This window comes from Nonomuraea lactucae (genome assembly GCF_003313395.1).
Lineage (GTDB): Bacteria > Actinomycetota > Actinomycetes > Streptosporangiales > Streptosporangiaceae > Nonomuraea > Nonomuraea lactucae.
Map to the genome: position 1 here is coordinate 1 of NZ_QNFZ01000097.1, position 16,702 is coordinate 16,702.

The 16,702-nt window shown below is 71.3% G+C and carries 15 protein-coding genes; 4 read left to right on the forward strand and 11 right to left on the reverse strand.

The features are described 5' to 3' along the window. Window positions 1-464 precede the first annotated feature (464 nt). From DQW85_RS07170 to DQW85_RS07180, 3 genes are read right to left on the reverse strand one after another with little or no spacing between them, the layout of a single operon-like run. Window positions 465-1,004, reverse strand: a complete 540-nt coding sequence (locus DQW85_RS07170) for a GNAT family N-acetyltransferase (RefSeq protein WP_113699598.1) — start codon at window positions 1,002-1,004, stop codon at window positions 465-467. A gap of 41 nt (window positions 1,005-1,045) precedes the next feature. Then, window positions 1,046-2,164, reverse strand: coding sequence for a hypothetical protein (locus DQW85_RS07175; protein ID WP_113699599.1), 1,119 nt, complete (start codon window positions 2,162-2,164; stop codon window positions 1,046-1,048). Beyond that, complete coding sequence (locus tag DQW85_RS07180) at window positions 2,161-3,432, reverse strand: glucarate dehydratase family protein (RefSeq protein ID WP_240196987.1); 1,272 nt, start codon at window positions 3,430-3,432, stop codon at window positions 2,161-2,163. Before DQW85_RS07180 ends, DQW85_RS07175 begins: the two co-directional genes overlap by 4 nt. Before the next feature lie 88 nt (window positions 3,433-3,520). Between DQW85_RS07180 and DQW85_RS07185 the strand changes: the two genes are divergently transcribed. Then, window positions 3,521-5,173, forward strand: coding sequence for an aldehyde dehydrogenase (NADP(+)) (locus tag DQW85_RS07185; protein ID WP_113699601.1), 1,653 nt, complete (start codon window positions 3,521-3,523; stop codon window positions 5,171-5,173). Between the two features lie 108 nt (window positions 5,174-5,281). Here DQW85_RS07185 and DQW85_RS07190 read toward each other — a convergent pair whose 3' ends face one another. From DQW85_RS07190 to DQW85_RS07210, 5 genes are all read right to left on the reverse strand, one after another. After that, window positions 5,282-6,187 carry a 5-dehydro-4-deoxyglucarate dehydratase gene (locus DQW85_RS07190; RefSeq protein WP_113699602.1) on the reverse strand — a complete coding sequence of 302 codons (906 nt, stop codon included), beginning with the start codon at window positions 6,185-6,187 and terminating at the stop codon, window positions 5,282-5,284. A 12-nt stretch (window positions 6,188-6,199) separates the two neighbouring features. Beyond that, window positions 6,200-6,961: an IclR family transcriptional regulator gene (locus DQW85_RS07195; RefSeq protein ID WP_113699603.1), complete on the reverse strand. Its 762-nt coding sequence runs from the start codon at window positions 6,959-6,961 to the stop codon at window positions 6,200-6,202. A 67-nt stretch (window positions 6,962-7,028) separates the two neighbouring features. Beyond that, the gene (locus DQW85_RS07200; protein ID WP_240196988.1) at window positions 7,029-7,892 is read right to left on the reverse strand and encodes a carbohydrate ABC transporter permease; all 864 of its coding nucleotides are present in this window, start codon (window positions 7,890-7,892) and stop codon (window positions 7,029-7,031) included. Further along, window positions 7,889-8,818 carry a carbohydrate ABC transporter permease gene (locus DQW85_RS07205; RefSeq protein WP_113699605.1) on the reverse strand — a complete coding sequence of 310 codons (930 nt, stop codon included), beginning with the start codon at window positions 8,816-8,818 and terminating at the stop codon, window positions 7,889-7,891. Before DQW85_RS07205 ends, DQW85_RS07200 begins: the two co-directional genes overlap by 4 nt. 78 nt (window positions 8,819-8,896) lie before the next feature. Beyond that, window positions 8,897-10,207, reverse strand: a complete 1,311-nt coding sequence (locus tag DQW85_RS07210; protein WP_113699606.1) for an ABC transporter substrate-binding protein — start codon at window positions 10,205-10,207, stop codon at window positions 8,897-8,899. Between the two features lie 136 nt (window positions 10,208-10,343). Between DQW85_RS07210 and DQW85_RS07215 the strand changes: the two genes are divergently transcribed. Further along, complete coding sequence (locus DQW85_RS07215) at window positions 10,344-11,138, forward strand: NAD-dependent epimerase/dehydratase family protein (protein WP_240196989.1); 795 nt, start codon at window positions 10,344-10,346, stop codon at window positions 11,136-11,138. Here the strand turns inward: DQW85_RS07215 and DQW85_RS07220 are convergent. Beyond that, complete coding sequence (locus DQW85_RS07220; RefSeq protein WP_420819149.1) at window positions 11,107-12,192, reverse strand: mandelate racemase/muconate lactonizing enzyme family protein; 1,086 nt, start codon at window positions 12,190-12,192, stop codon at window positions 11,107-11,109. The genes DQW85_RS07215 and DQW85_RS07220 overlap by 32 nt on opposite strands. Before the next feature lie 27 nt (window positions 12,193-12,219). Then, a complete protein-coding gene (locus tag DQW85_RS07225) occupies window positions 12,220-13,107 on the reverse strand; it encodes an NAD-dependent epimerase/dehydratase family protein (protein ID WP_113699609.1) in 888 nt (295 codons plus the stop codon). Window positions 13,108-13,253: 146 nt separating this feature from the next. Between DQW85_RS07225 and DQW85_RS07230 the strand changes: the two genes are divergently transcribed. Both DQW85_RS07230 and DQW85_RS07235 read left to right on the forward strand, forming a co-directional pair. Then, complete coding sequence (locus DQW85_RS07230; RefSeq protein ID WP_113699610.1) at window positions 13,254-14,225, forward strand: LacI family DNA-binding transcriptional regulator; 972 nt, start codon at window positions 13,254-13,256, stop codon at window positions 14,223-14,225. Further along, window positions 14,222-15,163, forward strand: coding sequence for an aldose epimerase family protein (locus tag DQW85_RS07235; protein WP_113699611.1), 942 nt, complete (start codon window positions 14,222-14,224; stop codon window positions 15,161-15,163). The genes DQW85_RS07230 and DQW85_RS07235 overlap by 4 nt, the downstream gene beginning before the upstream one ends. Here the strand turns inward: DQW85_RS07235 and DQW85_RS07240 are convergent. Then, on the reverse strand, window positions 15,145-16,702 hold a 1,558-nt coding region (locus DQW85_RS07240), incomplete at its 5' end, for a SpoIIE family protein phosphatase (RefSeq protein ID WP_113699612.1). The two genes, DQW85_RS07235 and DQW85_RS07240, sit on opposite strands and share 19 nt — an antisense overlap.

A 16,702-nucleotide genomic window follows, 5' to 3' on the forward strand; every position in this document is an offset into this window, starting at 1 on the left:
GCCGCCCAAGCTCGACTTCCTCGGGCGTCGTGAAACTTGACACAAACCTACAGAAACCAGCGACCGAAGATCGCTAGATCAGAGATGCCCCCGGCGGGGGCTGCGGTTCCGGAGCGGCACGGAGCATCAGCGCGCGGTTCGTGGCTGGGGTGTGGCGGCCCGCCCCCGATCTCCCGGCCTTCTGTTTCACGCTGATGCTCTTGGTCGCCGCGCTGGGGGCGCGTGGACGATCGGCCTCGCTGTACAAGAGGTCAGGATCTACGCGGCGCGGGATCCTGACGGGCAGGTCGTGAAAGCCGTGACGGAGGAACGCCTTAGCGGGTCAGGCGGAGGGCTTTGGTCGCCCTCCAGCGCCCGCAGCATGGCGGCCAGGCGGTGGGTGAGCGACACCTGCCGGCAGCGGCTCCGTCTGCCGTACCTGCTGGGCCTGGCTGCGGACGCGCCGCCGGCGGCTCGGCGCTCGTTCACTCGGGCAGGTTCGTTGCGAAGATCCAGTCGAAGCCGTCGAAGCCGATGCCGTCAAGGTGTTCCGCCCGGGTCAGGCCGGCGCGGACCGCCACACGCTGGGAGGCGATGTTCGCAGGCCGGACGCGGGCGATCAATGGGAGATCGGGGGCCTTCCGGGATGCCCAGGTGACGACTGCGGTCGCGGCCTCGCCGGCCAGTCCTTGGCCCCAAGCGGCGGGGATGAAGCGGTAGAAGAGGTTGAGGATCTTCATGCCGTACAGTTCCATGGGCTTGATCCCGCAGAAGCCCAACTGCCGGCTTGAGCCGTGACGACGAACGACCCAGTAACCGTAGCCGCACCGCTGCCACTGGTCGTTCCAGCGTTCATAGAGGTCATGGGCTTCGTCGCGGTTGGTGAGCGCGTCAGAGGGATTGTGGAGGGTCGCTTCGGGATCGGTGTGGATCGCGAAGATTGCGTCGATGTCCTCCGTGGTTGGGCGCAGCAATGACAGTCGAGATGTTCGTAGCTCGATGTCGGCTGGGCTCTGGTCGCTCATGCGGCGATCGTAGGGCCGCCGCCTTCGAGCTGGGAGGTGGGTTAGCGGGTCAGGCGGAGGGCTTCGGTCATGGCGGCCAGGCGGCGGGAGGAGGCTAGGCCGGCGTGGTAGAGGTGGAATTCCGAGGCGCCCGCCTTGGCGTAGGTGCGTAGGAGGTCCGCGAGGGCCTCGGCGTCGGCGGGGCGTGGGGGCAGGCCCAGCACGTACGCGCCCACGCGCTGGTCCGGGCCGGACAGTTCGGTGAGGCGGGCAAGGCGGGCGGCGTCCGTGGCGGGCTCTCCCCAGCAGCTGGCCACCAGGACGTCGGCCCCGGGCTCGCCTTCCGGCAGGGCCGCGAAGGAGCCGGCCGCCCAGGGATCGGGGTCGGCGTGCACGGTGATGGGCACTTCGGGCGTGGTCTCGCGGGCGGTGGCGAGGAGGCGACGGCGCAGGGAGGCCGAGAGGTCGACGCGGACGGCGCGCACCTCGTCGGCGAGCGGGCCGAGGGCGTCCTCGACTGAGGGGTGGTTCCCGGGCGTGTCGATGGCGGCTCGAACGCGTTCCCTGGTGCCCGCGGGGTAGCGGGGGGCGCAGGCCGTGCAGAAGCAGAGCGACATCAGGTCGCCGTCGGTGGACGTCCAGTCGGCGCCGGCCGTCTTCTCGTGGGTGCTCTGGTGCCCGAAGCCCATCGGGCCGCAGGACTCCAGGATCAGCGCGTCGGGCCCGCCCACGGTGAGCACCTCGCGGACCAGCCGTCCGCAGTAGTCCTGGACGTCCTCGAAGGCCGGGCACAGGGCGTGCGGATAGGGGTCGCCGAAGGCGTTGCGGACCACCAGGTCGGGGTTCGCGTTGCCGAGGGCGGAGTTGTGGGTGAGCACCGTCCACGCGTGGACCTGAAGCCCGGCCGAGCGCAGGGCGTCGCGAGCCAGCAGGTACGCGTCCGGGGCGGTCCAAGTGGGGGTCAGCGGGGCCAGGCGGCCCCAGGAGGAGGGGCGGACCGGGAGGTAGAGGGCGGCATAGGGGACGTCCAGCACGCGGTGGTCCGGGTGATGGGGTGTGGCCGCGCGGGTGGCGTGGTAGCCGGCGGCCAGTGCCACCGCCTCGACACCCAGGCCGGCGATGCGTTCGGCGGCCGAGGGGTCGCCGACGATGTCCCAGGGATAGGCGTAGGCCACGTTCACCAGGACGCCCTCCTCGTGGTGAAGGTGGGCTCGAAGCGTCGCATGTACGCGCGGTCGTCGCGGAAGGTGATCCCGCACTTGACGTACTGCTCGTGCATGACGGCCAGCGCGTCGCGGTCCAGCTCGACGCCGAGCCCGGGGCCGGAGGGGACGGGCACCGCCCCGTCGACGAAACGCAGGCTGCCGGGGGCGACCACGTCCTGGCCCGCCTGCCACGGCGTGTGCGTGTCGCAGGCGTGGGTGAGGTTGGGGGTGGCGGCGGCCAGGTGGGTCATGGCGGCCAGGCTGATGCCGAGGTGGGAGTTGGAGTGCATGGACAGCTCGAGCCCGAACGTGGCGCAGAAGGAGGCGACGTGCGCCGAGCGGACCAGGCCGCCCCAGTAGTGGTGGTCAAGCAGCAGCACCCGGATGGCCCGCTGGGCGATGGCGGGAGGGAGGTGTTCGTGGGTGACGACGCACATGTTCGTCGCCAGCGGCATCGGGACCTCGGCGGCGACCCGGGCCATACCGGAGATCTCTGGCGTGGGGTCTTCGAGGTACTCCAGCTTGCCTTCGAGCTCGCGCCCCACCCGGATGGAGGTCTCCACGGTCCAGGCGGTGTTCGGGTCGAGGCGGAGCGGCATCCCGGGGAACGCCTCGTACAGCGCCTCGATCGCCGCGACCTCCTGCTCGGGCGGGAAGACGCCGCCCTTGAGCTTGATCGACGTGAAGCCGTACTCCTTGATGAGCAGCGATGCCTGCTCGACGACGCCGGCCGGATCGAGCGCCTCGCCGAACCTGTCGGGCTCGGCGCCCGGGTGGCCGGCCCACTTGTAGAAGAGGTACGCGCTGTACGGCACGGCGTCGCGCACGCGCCCGCCCAGCAGGTCGGCCACCGGCACCCCGGCCGCCTTGCCTCGGATGTCGAGGCAGGCCACCTCGAACGGCGAGAAGACGCGGTCGACACTCTTCTCCTGGGTCGACATGCCGGTCAGCCCGTGCGTGTCGGCCACCACGTCGCCGACGATCGCGCTGATCCGGGCGTGCATCTCGTTCGTCGCGTGCACGTCCAGGCCGATCAGGGCCTCGGCGCACTCCCGTACCTTGATCAGGTGCTCGAGGTCGCCGTACGTCTCGCCGAGCCCGCTGAGCCCCTCATCGGTGATCACCTCGACGATCGTGCGCAACGCCCACGGCTCGTGCACGCCGGCGGCGTTGAGCAGCGGCGGGTCGCGGAACGCGACAGGAGTGACCTCGATCTGCCGGATGACCATATGATCGCCGTCCATATATGTGAACTAAGGCCAGAGTTGTAGACAAGTGCGGCAACTGTAAGAATCAGGCGGAGATGGTGTCAAGACTCCGAGGGGTGATTCCATGATCTATGGCTACGATCCCAGGACCGGTGAGCCGGTGGGTGGGGGGCTGTGCGAGACCGGCGGTGGCGGGGTGGGCGTGATCGTCGATGCGGCGGTGGCTGCGGGTGAGGGTTGGCGTGCCACGGCGGCGGCGGGGCGGGCGGTGGTGTTGGAGGCGGTGGCTGATGCGCTGGTCGGGCGGGTGGATGAGTTGTGGCGGGTGGCTGATCGGGAGACGGCTTTGGGGGAGGTGCGGTTGCGGGGTGAGGTGGCGCGTGCGGCGGGGCAGTTCAGGTTGTTCGCCCAGGTGATCAGGGACGGCGGCTATCTCGGCGCCGTCGTCGACCACGCCGACTCGTCGGCGATGCCGCCCAGGCCGGATGTGCGCCGGATGAGGCATCCGCTTGCCGGTGTCGTGGCCGTGTTCGCGGCGAGTAATTTTCCGTTCGCGTTCTCGGTGGCGGGTGGTGATACGGCTTCGGCGTTGGCGGCGGGTTGTCCGGTGGTGGTCAAGGCGCATCCGGCTCATCCGAACACCTCGGAGTGTGTGGCGCGGGTTGTGCGTGAGGTGTTGCCGTGTGCGGAGTTGCTGGGGTTGGTGCATGGGGTGGGAGCGGGGGTGGAGTTGGTGCGGCATCGGGGGGTGGTGGCGGTCGGGTTCACCGGGTCGGTGGCGGGGGGCAGGGCGATCCGGGCGCTGATCGAGGAGCGGGAGGTGCCGATTCCGTTCTTCGGCGAGTTGGGCAGTGTCAACCCGGTCGTGGTGCTGCCGTCCGCGGCCAGGGCCGAGGTGGCGGCGGGGTTCGCGGCCTCGCTCACGCTGGGGGTGGGGCAGTTCTGCACGAACCCGGGGCTGGTGTTCGTGCCGGACGACGACGAACTGCGCGAGGCGCTGGCCGCGGCCGTGGAGCGCACCACTGGCGGGCCGATGCTGGCCGAGCGGATCCGTGACGGCTATCTGGGCGGGCTGGAGCGGCTCGGGCGGCTCGGGCGGCTCGCGGTGCTGGCCGAGGGCGAGTCTGGGGAGGGCGCGTGGGCGGTGGCGCCGAGGGTGTTCGCCGCGGACCTGGAGACGTTCGCGGACGGGCTGCCGGGGATCGCCGAGGAGTGTTTCGGGCCCGCTGCTTTGGTGGTGACCTATCGTGATGTGGGTGATCTGCCGCCGGCGGTGCTAGCCGAGGGCAGGGCGGGGCAGGGCGCCTGGGCGGTGACGCCGAGGGTGTTCGCCGCGGACCTGGAGACGTTCGCGGACGGGTTGCCGGGGATCGCCGAGGAGTGTTTCGGGCCCGCTGCTTTGGTGGTGACCTATCGTGATGTGGGTGATCTGCCGCCGGTGCTGGAACGGCTGGAGGGGTCGCTGACCGCCACGGTGCATGGCGCCGACCCTGGTGAGGCGGGTGAGGTGGTGCGGGTGCTGGGTGGCAAGGCGGGGCGGTTGGTCTGGAACGGCTGGCCGACCGGGGTGGCGGTGTGCTGGGCGATGCATCATGGGGGGCCGTGGCCTGCCTCCACCGCGCCGGCCCACACCTCGGTGGGCGCGACGGCGATCGATCGGTGGCTGGCGCCCAGGGCGTATCAGGACTGGCCGGCTGAGCTGCTGCCGGACGAGCTCAAGGACGGCAACCCGCTGGGCATCCCACGCCGCGTCGACGGCGTCCTGACCATCTCGTAGCCCTCTACGGCACGTGCCGGGCTCGGACCCGCTGTGGCGTGGCACAGCGGGTCCGAGCCACCGCTGTGCCTGTCGCACCGCCGGGTGGGGCGGGGCCGTGGGGGTGGGTCAGGTTCCGGCTATTTCCAGGCCGGTGGCAATGATCTTCTCAAGGGCGGCCACGTGTTCCGGTGACGGGTCCACCAAGGGGGCGCGTACCCCGCCCACGTCCAGCCCGCGCAGCCGCACCCCCGCCTTCACCAGCGACACCGCGTAGCCGGGCACCAGGTCGCGGAGTTCCACCAGCGGCAGGTAGAAGCCGGTCAGCAGCCGCTGCGTGAGGTCCTCGTCCCCGCTGGTCACCGCCCGGTGGAAGGCGAGCGCGATCTCGGGTGCGAAGGCGAACACGGCGCTGGAGTAGAGGGCCACGCCGAGTCCCCGGTAGGCGGGTACGGTGAGCTCCGCCGTCGGCAGACCGTTGAAGAACGTGAAGTCCCGGTCGGTGGCCCGGCGCACGGTGAGGATGATGCGCTGGAGGAGGTCGAAGTCGCCCAGCCCGTCCTTGAAGCCGATCACGTTCGGCGCCTGGGCCAGCTCGGCGACCGCGGCGGGGGAGAAGCGGGCGGTGCCGCGCTGGTAGATGATGACGGGCAGCCCGCCCGCCTCGGTGACTTCGAGCACGTAGCGGACCAGGCCGCCGGGAGGGGCGGTGACCAGGTAGGGCGGCATCAGGAGCAGCCCGTCGGCGCCGTGGTCGGCGGCGGCCCTGGCGAGGGCCTTGGCGGTGGGCAGCGCACCGCCCGCGCCCGCGAAGACCGGTACGCGCCCCGCCGTGGCCGCCACGCTGGCGGTCACGGCCGTGGTGTGGTCGTCGAGGTCGAGTGCGTTGAACTCGCCCGTGCCGCACGCGGTGAACACTCCTCCCGCCCCGGCCTCGACTCCCTTGGCGACGTGCTCGGCCAGGACCTGGTCGGCGACGGCGCCGTCGGCCCCGAAGGGAGTCACGGGAAAGAAGAGAACACCATCCAGGCGCATGAAGAGTCCTTTCTAGCGGATGCCCTCCCGACGGAGAGTGGCAGCCAGCTTGCGGGTATGGGTGATCACCGCGTCGGTGATCTTCTCGACCTCGGCGGGGGCCAGCCTGGCCGGCATCGAGCAGCTGATCGCGTCCGTGGCCGGGATCCGGTAGTCGACGGCCACTGCTACGCAGGCCACGCCGGGAGTGCCCTGCTCGCGCTCGTAGGCCCAGCCGCGGGTGCGGACCTGGTCGAGCTCCCCGGTCAGCTTGGTCAGGTCGGTGATCGTGTGGTCGGTCAGGGCGAGCAGCGGGTCGGGCAGCAGGGCCGCGACCTCGTCGTCGGTGAGCTGGGCGATCAGCGCCTGCCCGAGCGCTGTCACGTGGGCGGGCAGCCGCCTGCCCACCCGCGGGGTCACGTGGCGCGCGTCGCGCGACTCCCGGGTGGCCAGGTAGATCACGTGGGCCTCGTCGCGCCGGGCGAAGTGGGCGGTCTGGCCGGTCTCGGCGCGCAGATCCTCCAGCGTCTGCTGCGCGAACGGCAGCGCCGGATCCTTGTCCAGGTAGGCCGTGCCGGTCAGCAGGGCGTGCGGCCCGATGCCGAACGCTCCCCGGGCCGGGTCGGCCTCCACCCAGTTGAGCTCGACCAGCGTGCGCATCAGCGCGTGCAGGCTGCTGCGCGGGAAACCCGTACGCTGCTGGAGCTCCGACAGCGTCAGCGTCTCGTGTGAGGCGGCGAGCGCCTCCAGGATGCGGACCGTCCGCTCGGCGGACTTGACCAGCTGCGGCTCCATGTTCGTCCCATCTCGACGACTGTTCGACAGTGTCAGGATACGGGATAGCGTCCATGTACGTGGACACCTAACCTTTGACCGCGCCGCTTGTCAGACCACGCATGAACTGCCTCTGGAAGGCCAGGAACGCGATGATCGACGGCAGCAGGGCGAGCAGCGATGCGGCGAGCAGCACGCCGATTCCGACCTCCTCGTCGGAGCGGAGCGAGCGCAGGGCGATGGGCAGAGTCCACATGTCCGACTGGGGCGCCACGATCAGGGGGAGGAGGTACTGGTCCCAGATCATGGTGAACCCGAAGACGCCGATCACGCCGAGCGCGGGACGGCACAGCGGCAGGATGATCGTGAAGAACGTGCGCAGCTCACCCGCCCCGTCGATCCGCGCGGCCTCCTCCAGCTCGACCGGCACCTCCTTCATGAACTCGGTCATGACGAGGATCGAGAAGCCCCAGGCCCCGACCGGCAGGATCATGCCCGCGTACGTGCCGATTAGGTCGACGTTGAGCAGCGGGAGGTCGGAGAGCACCAGCGAGAGGGGGATCGCGATGATCTCCTCGGGCAGCATCATCGTCGCGAGCATGATGAGCATCACGAACGTCATGCCCCTGAATCTCTTGCGCGCCAGCGCGTAGGCGGCGAAGACGCTCACGCACATCTGCAGCAGCAGCCCGAAGCCGACCACCACGAACGAGTTGAGCAGGTAGTCGTAGACGTTCTTGTCGGCGGCCTTGACGAAGTTGTCGAACGTGAAACCGTCGGGCCAGAGTGAGAAGCTGGTCGGGTCGAGCGTCCGGCTGAAGGCGCTGACCAGCAGTCCGACGAGCGGGCCGGTGAAGACGACGACCATGGCCGCGTAGACCAGGAACTTCAGGGTCGTCGCGATCGGCCCCCGCCGGGCCTCCAGGCCGAGCGCGGTGTCGAATCTCATCATGCCGCCTGCCTCCTGCGGATCACCTGGACCAGCACGGTGAGCAGCAGGGTCGCCAGGAACAGCAGGATGCCTCCGGCGGACGCGATGCCCAGCTCGCCCTTCTGGAACCCGAGCTTGTAGATCAGCGTCATCAGCACCTCTGACGAGCCGTTCGGCCCGCCGTTGGTGAGCACGTACACCTCGACGAACACCCGCAGCCCGCGAATGGCCGCGAGGGTGAACAGGATCCAGAACACCGGGCGCAGCGCGGGCAGCGTGATGTGCCGGAGCCGGTGCCACGTCGACGCGCCGTCCACCGCGGCCGCCTCGTACAGCGTGCGGTCCACGCCCACCAGCCCCGCCAGGAAGATCATCATGTCGTACGGCGTGCCGCGCCAGACGCTCATGCCCATGATCGACAGCAGCGACGTGTCCTCGCTGGCCAGGAACGGCTGCGGGTCGAGCCCGCCCCACCCGAGGATGGCGTTGATCATGCCGGTGTCCGCCGGGTGGTACATGATCCGCCACACCTCGGCCACGACCGCCATCGTGGTCACGACCGGGAGGAAGGCGGCGGTCCTGACGAACCACAGGTAACGGGCCGGACCCTCGATGAGCAGCGCGAGCACCAGGCCGAGCAGCAGCGAGCCGACCGTGGTGCCGACGGCCAGCAGCACGCTGTGCCAGATGGCCGCGGTGAACGCGTCGTCGGTCAGGATCCTGCCGTAGTTGTCGAGGCCCACGAAGCGGTCGCCCGCGTACCGGATCTCGAAGAAGCTCATCCGCAGGCCCTCGAACATGGGGATGAACTTGAAGTAGAGGAACAGCACCAGCGCCGGGGCCAGGAACGCCCAGGCGATCAGCGTCCCCCGCCGCCGCGCCCGCTTGGGGCGGCGGCGGGAGGGCGTCGTGTCGGGCGGCGCCGTGGTCAGCGTCGGGGTGGTCATGCGAAGCCTCTCGCCGGCGGCGCCGGCAGGCCAGGGGGCGAACCGGGGGAAGGGCCGGGGGAAGGGCCGGGTGCCATGTCAGGAAGCCTTCTGCGACTGCAGTTCGGCGGTCAGCTTGGTGTTCAGGCCGTCCATGGCCGCCTTGACGTCGGCGGTGCAGTCGGCCCACACCGCGTTCATCGCGTCGGCGGACGTCTGGCGGATCGGCGCCCAGTTGGGCACCGGCGGCGCGTAGACCGCGTCGGCGTAGGCCTGCTGGAAGACCTTCCAACGCGGGTCCTGGCGCTCGGCGCCCATGTCGACCTGGGTGTTGACCGGCAGGCGGACGATGACGCCGTCGGCGTCCTTGTTCATGCCGATGCGCTGGCCCTCCGGGGAGGAGGCGAACTCGGCGAACTTCCGCTGGCCCTCCTCGTCGTCGGAGCCGGCCATCAGGTAGACGTTCTCGCCCTCGCCGAGGGTGCCGGGGCCGCCGGACGGGCCCTTGGGCACGGGGGCGACCTCGAGCTTGTCGGTGCCGATGCTCTTGATGAACCTGGCGAGCACGTACGGGCCGACCAGGTAGATGCCGGCCTGGCCCTTCTCGAACACCTCGTGGGTGACGGTCGTGTCGTTGCTGACGGCTCCGGGGTTGACCGTCTTGTTCTTGCAGAACTGGTCCTGCAGGTACTGCACCGCCTCCACGGTCTTGGGGTCGTTGACCGTGGCGGTGAACTTGCCGCCGCCGCCGGACGTGACGAAGTCGCCGCCGTTGGCGTAGATCAGCGAGGAGGCGTACCAGGAGGCGTACCCGCGCTTGGTGCCCGCGGGGATCACGAAACCGGCGGTGTCCTTCTGGCCGTTGCCGTCGGGGTCCTTCTCGGTGAACGCCTGGGCCAGCTTGGTCAGGTCGTCCCAGCTGCCGGGCGCCTCCAGGCCGACCTTCTCGCGCCAGTCCTTCCGGATGACCAGCGCGAACGCCTGCGCGGAGAACGGCACGGCGTAGTACTTGCCGTCACCGCCCTGGGCCGCCTTCCACGCCAGGTCCGACAGCTTGTCCCCGCCCGCGATCCGGGCCTTGTCCACCTCGCGCACCCAGCCCTGGGTGTGCATGTTGCCGAGCTGCGCGGTGTCGTTGATGACGATGTCCGGCAGTTTCCGTTGCGCGGCCTGCTGCTGCAGCTTGGTCTCGAAGTCGTCGAAGACCGGGACCACCTTTGTCTTGACCCCGCTCGCCTTGGTGAACGCGTCGGCCAGCTTCATGGCCGTCTTGGCGGACGCCGACTCGGGCGCCTGCCTGATCCAGATCTCCAGCGCGTCGCCGCCCGTGCCCGATCCCCCGGAGCCGCAGCCCGTCAGCGTTACGGCCAGGGTCGTCGCTACCGCGACCCCGAGCAGATGACGTGACATCAGACCGCCTCCTGTTCACATACGTGGACAACAGCTCCAGATGTGGAAACTGTTCGCTGTGAACCTAAAGAGTCGCATGTATCACGGTCAAGATTCAAGAATGTGAATTTGGGCCATATATGTGTACACAGGGACCATGCGCATTCTCATGACCGGGGCCGCCGGCAAGGTCGGCACGCTCCTCCGCCCACGTCTCGCCCGCGAGGGCCGGACGCTCCGCCTGTCCGATCTCGTGCCGCTGGACCCGGGGCCCGGGGAGGAGGCGATGGTCGCCGACCTCACCGACGAGCCGGCCATGGCGGAGGCGATGAAAGGCGTGGACGCGGTGATCCACCTCGGCGGCCAGAGCCGCGAGCACCCGTGGGCGGACATCGTCCAGGCCAACGTCAACGGCACCCAGGTGCTGCTGGAGGCCGCCCGGCAGGAGGGAGTGCGGCAGGTCGTGATGATGGGCAGCCATCACGCGGCCGGTTTCCACACCCGGCCGCCCGCCGGCGCGGACCTGCCCGACTACGCCTTCCCGAGGCCCGACACCTTCTACGGCGTGAGCAAGGTCGTCATGGAGGCGCTGGGCAGCCTCTACCACGACAGGTTCGGGATGAACGTCACCGTGATCCGCCTGGGCACCTGCAACGAGGCGTCGGCCGACACGCGCGGGCTGGCCACCTGGATCTCTCCCGACGACTGCGCCCGCCTGCTGGAGGCGGCGCTGACCGCGCCCGGCTACCACGTCGTCTGGGGCGTCTCGGACAACACGCGCCGGTGGTGGTCGCTGGAGGAGGGGCGGGCCATCGGGTACGTCTCCGAGGACGACTCGGAGGCGCACGCCGCCAGGCTCATCGCCGGCCAGGGCGAGCCCGACCTGAGCGAGCCGCTGCACGACCGCGCCGGAGGCGTCTTCACCCTCCAGGAGCTGGGCGGCAGCTGGTAGGACCCTCCACCCGCCAGCGGAGCCCGAGGCCCCGGTGCTCGCCGGCCCGCAGCAGCCCGCCGCCGACCTGGACGGGGTACGGCTCGGCCAGCAGGCCCAGCGCGGCGAACGAGGCGTCCTCGACCTCCTCGGCCATGCACGGCAGCGGCAGCGCGAGCGCGAGCTGCCCGGACAGGTCGGGCAGCAGGTGCGGGTGGACCGGCACGTCGAACGCCCGCGCCAGCTCCGCGATGCGCAGGAACGGCGTGATGCCGCCCACCCGCACCACGTTGGGCTGCACCACGTCGCAGGCGCCCGCCACCAGCAGGTCGCGGAAGCCGTAGACGGTGTAGACGTTCTCGCCCACCGCGATGGGCACGTCCACGGACCGCCGCAGCTCGGCGTGCCCGGGGACGTCGTCGGCGGGCAGCGGCTCCTCCAGCCAGTGGAGGCCGAACGGGGCGAGCGCCTCGACGGCGCGGCGGGCCCGGTGCAGGTCCCAGCGCTGGTTGGCGTCGATCATCAGCAGGGTGTCCGGCCCGATCACCTCGCGGACGGCCGCCACCCGCTCGACGTCCTCGCGAAGGTCCGGCCGGCCTGCCTTGATCTTGACCGCCCGGTGGCCCGCCGCCCTCCACCGCTCGGCCTGGGCGACGAGCTCCTCCATCGAGTAGTGCAGGTTGACGCCGCTGCCGTACACCGGCACGCTGTCGCGGCGGCGGCCCAGCACGTCGGCCAGGCCGCGCTCGCCGCAGCGCAGATCCCACAGCGCCAGGTCCAGCCCGGCGAGCGCGATCGTGGTGATCCCGCCCGGCCCGGCCTCGCGCAGGTGGCGCCAGAGCCGGTCCCACACCACCTCGGGGTGCGGGTCCAGGCCGATGACGGCGTCGCGGATGTCGTGCTCCAGCAGAGCCCGTACGGCCCGCGCGCCGATCTGCGGGGTCCACGAGAACCCGGTGCCCGTGCGGCCGTCGTCCAGCGTGACCGTGACGACCATGACGTGGTTGGCGGGCACGTCCGGCCCCCAAGGGCGCGGCAGCGCCGCCGTGCGCGCCCTGACGTCGAGGTCACGGATCATGGGAGGGCCGGGCTGCGTCGGGGTTCATCGGGCCTCCAGCTCGGTTCGCCAGCTCCGCTTGGCGGTCCAGCCGAGCATCCGTTCGGCCTTGGCCGAGGTGAAGGCCGGGGCGGTGCCGGTGAGGACCGCCGCCGTCGCGGCGGTGGCGGGGTTGACGGCGGGGAGCAGCTCCGCCAGGGGCCGGCGGGCCAGCGCGTCGGCGGCGCCGGCGAAGAAGACCTCCCCGCTGGGCAGCTCCCACAGCCGCTCGACGAGGACGCCGATCATGTCGGAGGCGTCCCTGGCGTCGATGTAGTTGAACAGCGAGACACCCGCGATCTCGGGCCGGTCGAGCCGCTCGGCCATGGTGTGGCCGGACTGGGTGGGAGCGCCCGCCCACTCCTCCGGGGCGACGACGAAGCACGGCCGCACGGCGGCGAACCTCGTCTCGCCGGCCCGCGCGAACGCCGCCATCGTCTGCTCGGCCACGAGCTTGGACAGGCTGTAGGCGTTCCACGGCTCGACGGGATGCTCCTCGTCGATCGGGAGGTAGCGGGGCGCCCAGCCGCGCGGCGCGCCGTAGCCGATGACCGTCGGGCTGCTCGCCACGACGACCCTGCCCACCCCGGTGTTGCTCGCCGCCTCGCACACGTTGAACGCGAGCTGGGTGTTGGTGCGGAAGATGCGGCCCTCGGTCCGGCTGAACGGGACCGCGACGGCGGCCAGGTGCACCACCACGTCGGGGCGGAAGCGCGCCATCACGTCGTAGGCCTCGCCCAGGTCCGTCAGGTCGGCGGGCAGCGTGTGCGCGGCCTCACCGGGGCCGCCGGGCACGGCGTCCACGCCGATCACCTCGTGACCGGCCCGTGCCAGCGAGGTGACCACGCTGCGCCCGAGCCGGCCGGCGCTCCCCGTCACGAGGGTTCGAGTCATCGGATCTCTCACCAATTCTGGGTATCGACTGCCGCAACCGGTTGCACCCGATACTGAGCCTGGATCGCAGGTGACGTCAAGGCGCACCTTGACAGCCGTACAAACGCTTGCACTACAGTACGAGACATGGTCGGAGGAGGCCGGGCGTGGCGGTGACCATTCGCGATGTGGCACGGGCGTCCGGCGTGCACGTCTCGACGGTGTCGCGGGCGTTCTCCGCGCCCCACCTGGTCAACCCCGAGACCCGCACCCGCGTGCTGGCCGTCGCCGACGACCTGGGCTACCGGCCCAACCGGGCCGCCCGCGCCCTCACCACCGGCCGCACCCACAACCTCGGCCTCATCGTCGCCGACATCTCCAACCCCTTCTTCCCGCCGCTGATCAAGGCCGCGCAGGCGCAGGCCAGGCTCCGCGACTACCAGGTGTTCGTGGCCGACACCGACGAGGACCCGAAGGTCGAGGAGGAGCTGATCCAGACCCTCACCAAGCAGGTCGACGGCGTGCTGCTGTGCAGTCCCCGCCTCACGAACAAGGCGATCGAACGGCTCCGCGAGGACGTGCCGTTCGTCCTGGTCAACCGCAGGGTCACGGGCATGGCGACGGTCTGCATGGACGTGGCGCGCGGCGCCGGGCTCGCCATCGGGCACCTCACCGGCCTCGGGCACCGCAGGCTGGCGCTGGTCACCGGGCCGCGGGGGTCGTGGACCAGCAAGGAGATGCAGGAGGCCGCGGCGGCGACGAGCGAGGCCGACGTCGCCTTCATCGGCCCCAACCAGCCCACAGAGCAGGGCGGCCGGGCCGCGGCGGCCGGTGTGCTCGCCTCGGGCGCGACGGGCGTGCTCGCCTACAACGACCTGGTGGCCATCGGTCTCGTCGAGGGGCTGGCGGAGCGGGGCGTGGACGTGCCCGGCGACATCAGCGTGATCGGGGTGGACGACATCCTGGCCGGCCGCCTGGTCCGCCCCAGGCTGACCACCGTCGCCATGCCCACGGCCGCCGCCGGGCGCATCGCCGTCGACCTGCTCCTGCAGTCGGTCGACTCCCGTGCGGCCATGGGCGTCACCATGCTGGAGACCACTCTGATCGTCCGCGAGTCCACGGGAGAGGCACCCAGATGATGTTCGGAACCCTGCCGTCGGGCGAGCGCGTCGAGCGCTTCGAGCTCTCCTCCGGGCGGCTGCGCGCGGCCGTGCTCAGCTACGGCGCCGTGCTCCAGTCCCTGGAGGTGGCCGGCGTCGACGTGGTGCTCGGCCTGGAGACCCTCGACGACTACGTGACCCGCAGCCGCTACTTCGGCGCGGTCGTCGGCCGCTACGGCAACCGCATCGCCGGCGGCGCCTTCACCCTGGACGGCGTCACCTACACGCTGCCGCGCAACAACGGGCCCAGCAGCCTGCACGGCGGCCTCCAGGGGTTCGACAGGAAGGTCTGGACCGTCGCCGACGCCACCGGCTCGTCGGTGACGCTCACCCTCACCAGCCCCGACGGCGACCAGGGCTACCCGGGCACGCTCCGGGCCACGGTCAGCTACACGCTCGACGGCGACGCGCTCCGCCTCGACTACGCGGCCGAGACCGACGCCCCCACCGTGATCAACCTGACCAACCACACCTACTTCAACCTCGCGCCCGGCGGCGACGTGCTCGGCCACCTGGTGCGGATCGAGGCCGAGCGCTACCTGCCCGTCGACGCCGACAAGATCCCCACCGGGGAGCTCGCCCCGGTCAAGGGCACGCCGTTCGACTTCACCACGCCGCACGCCATCGGAGCCCGCCACGACGGCGCCTACGACCACTGCTTCGTGCTCGACGGCGGCATCACCGTCGTCGAGCCCGCGAGCGGCCGCACCATGGAGGTCGCCACCACCGAGCCCGGCGTGCAGTTCTACGCCGGCGGCATGCTCGACGGCGTCTCCACGCCGTACGGCAGGCATGCCGGGTTCTGCCTGGAGACGCAGCACTTCCCCGACTCGCCCAACCAGCCGCACTTCCCCTCGACCGTGCTGCGGCCGGGAGAGCGCCACACCTCCGCCACCACCTACCGCTTCCCGGCCTGACCGGCCGCCGGGCGGGCCGTGGCCTGCAGCGGAGCCCGCAGCGGGGCGGCCAGCGTTGCCTTCAGCACCAGCAGCGCCACGTCGTCGCGGGACGGCTCGGCGGCGAACGACTCGACCGCCTGCCGTACGCGCTCGGCGACGGCGTGGGCGCTCAGCCCCACGCAGCCGGCCAGCAGCCTGGCCAGCCCGTCGTCGTCATCGAGCAGCCGGTCGCCGTCGCGCCGCTCGGTCACCCCGTCGGTGACGCAGAGCAGCACCTCGCCCGGCGCCAGCTCGAACGTCTCGGCGAAGAACCGCACGTCGTGCTCGATGCCCAGCAGCAGTTGCGGGGTCGCCACCGCGGCCACGGAGCCGTCCGCGCGCAGCAGCAGCGGGGGAGGGTGCCCGGCGCTGGCCACCGTGCACAGCGCGCCGCCCTGCGGCAGCGGGGTCAGCTCGCCGCAGAGCAGGCTGAGGAAGCGCCCCTCCTCGCAGTCCTCCAGCAACGTCAGGTTGAGCCGGTGCAGGATGTCGGCCAGCGTGTAGCGCTCCTTGGCGAGCAGGCGGACGGCGTGGCGGGCCAGCCCGGTGGCCGCCGCGGCCTCGGGACCGCTGCCGCAGACATCGCCAAGGGCGAAGCACCAGTGGTCGCCCACCGTGAACAGGTCGTAGAAGTCGCCGCCCACGTCGGCGCCCTCCTCGCCGGGTTCGTACACGATCGCCGACTCCACCCCCGGCATGCTCGCCACGTCCACCGGGAGCAGGCTCCGCTGCAGGACCCGCGACCTGGCCGCCTGCCGCGAATAGAGCATCGCCGTGTGCAGGTTGAGCGCCACCAGGCGGCACAGGTCGGCCAGCAGGCCCGCCAGCTCCAGCGGCAGCGTGGGCTCGACCCGTCCGATCACCAGGGCGCCGTACGCCCTGCCCTGGGTCAGCAGCGGGAACGACAGGACGCTCTCCTCGCCGATCGGCCAGCCGGGCTCGCCCGGATCCGAGCCGGGGAGGGCGGGCAGCGACTGGCGCAGCTCGGCGTTGCGGCGCTCGTCGCTGTGCCACGCGTGCGCGAGCCGCGTCATGCCCGCCAGATCGGTCAGGTAGACGGCCGCCCAGGTGGCGACCTTGGGGACCACGAGCTGCGCCGTCAGCGCGGCGATCAGCTCCTCGTCGTGCACGCCGGCCAGCAGCTCGCCGGCCTCCGCCAGGAACGACAGCCTGCAGCGTTGCGCGCGGTCCCGCTCGGCCGCGTGCCCGCGCCGCACGGGCGCGGCCACCTGGTCGGCGATGTGGCGCAGGCTGAGCGTGAGCTCCTCGTCGAACCTGAACGGCTCGGCGGCCGTCACCGCCAGGTGGCCGATCACCTCGCCCGACACCAGCAGCGGGGCGCACGCCAGCGACCTGGCCCGCAGCCGCTGGGACAGCTCCACGTCCGAGGCGAGCAGGTCGCCCACGATCGCCGGAGTCCCGCGGTCGGCGCCGAAGGGGCCCGTGGCCAGCACCCCCACCAGCCCCGCCGTCGCGCCCGCCCCCGCCGCGACACCGAACCCGCCTCCCTGCTCGGCG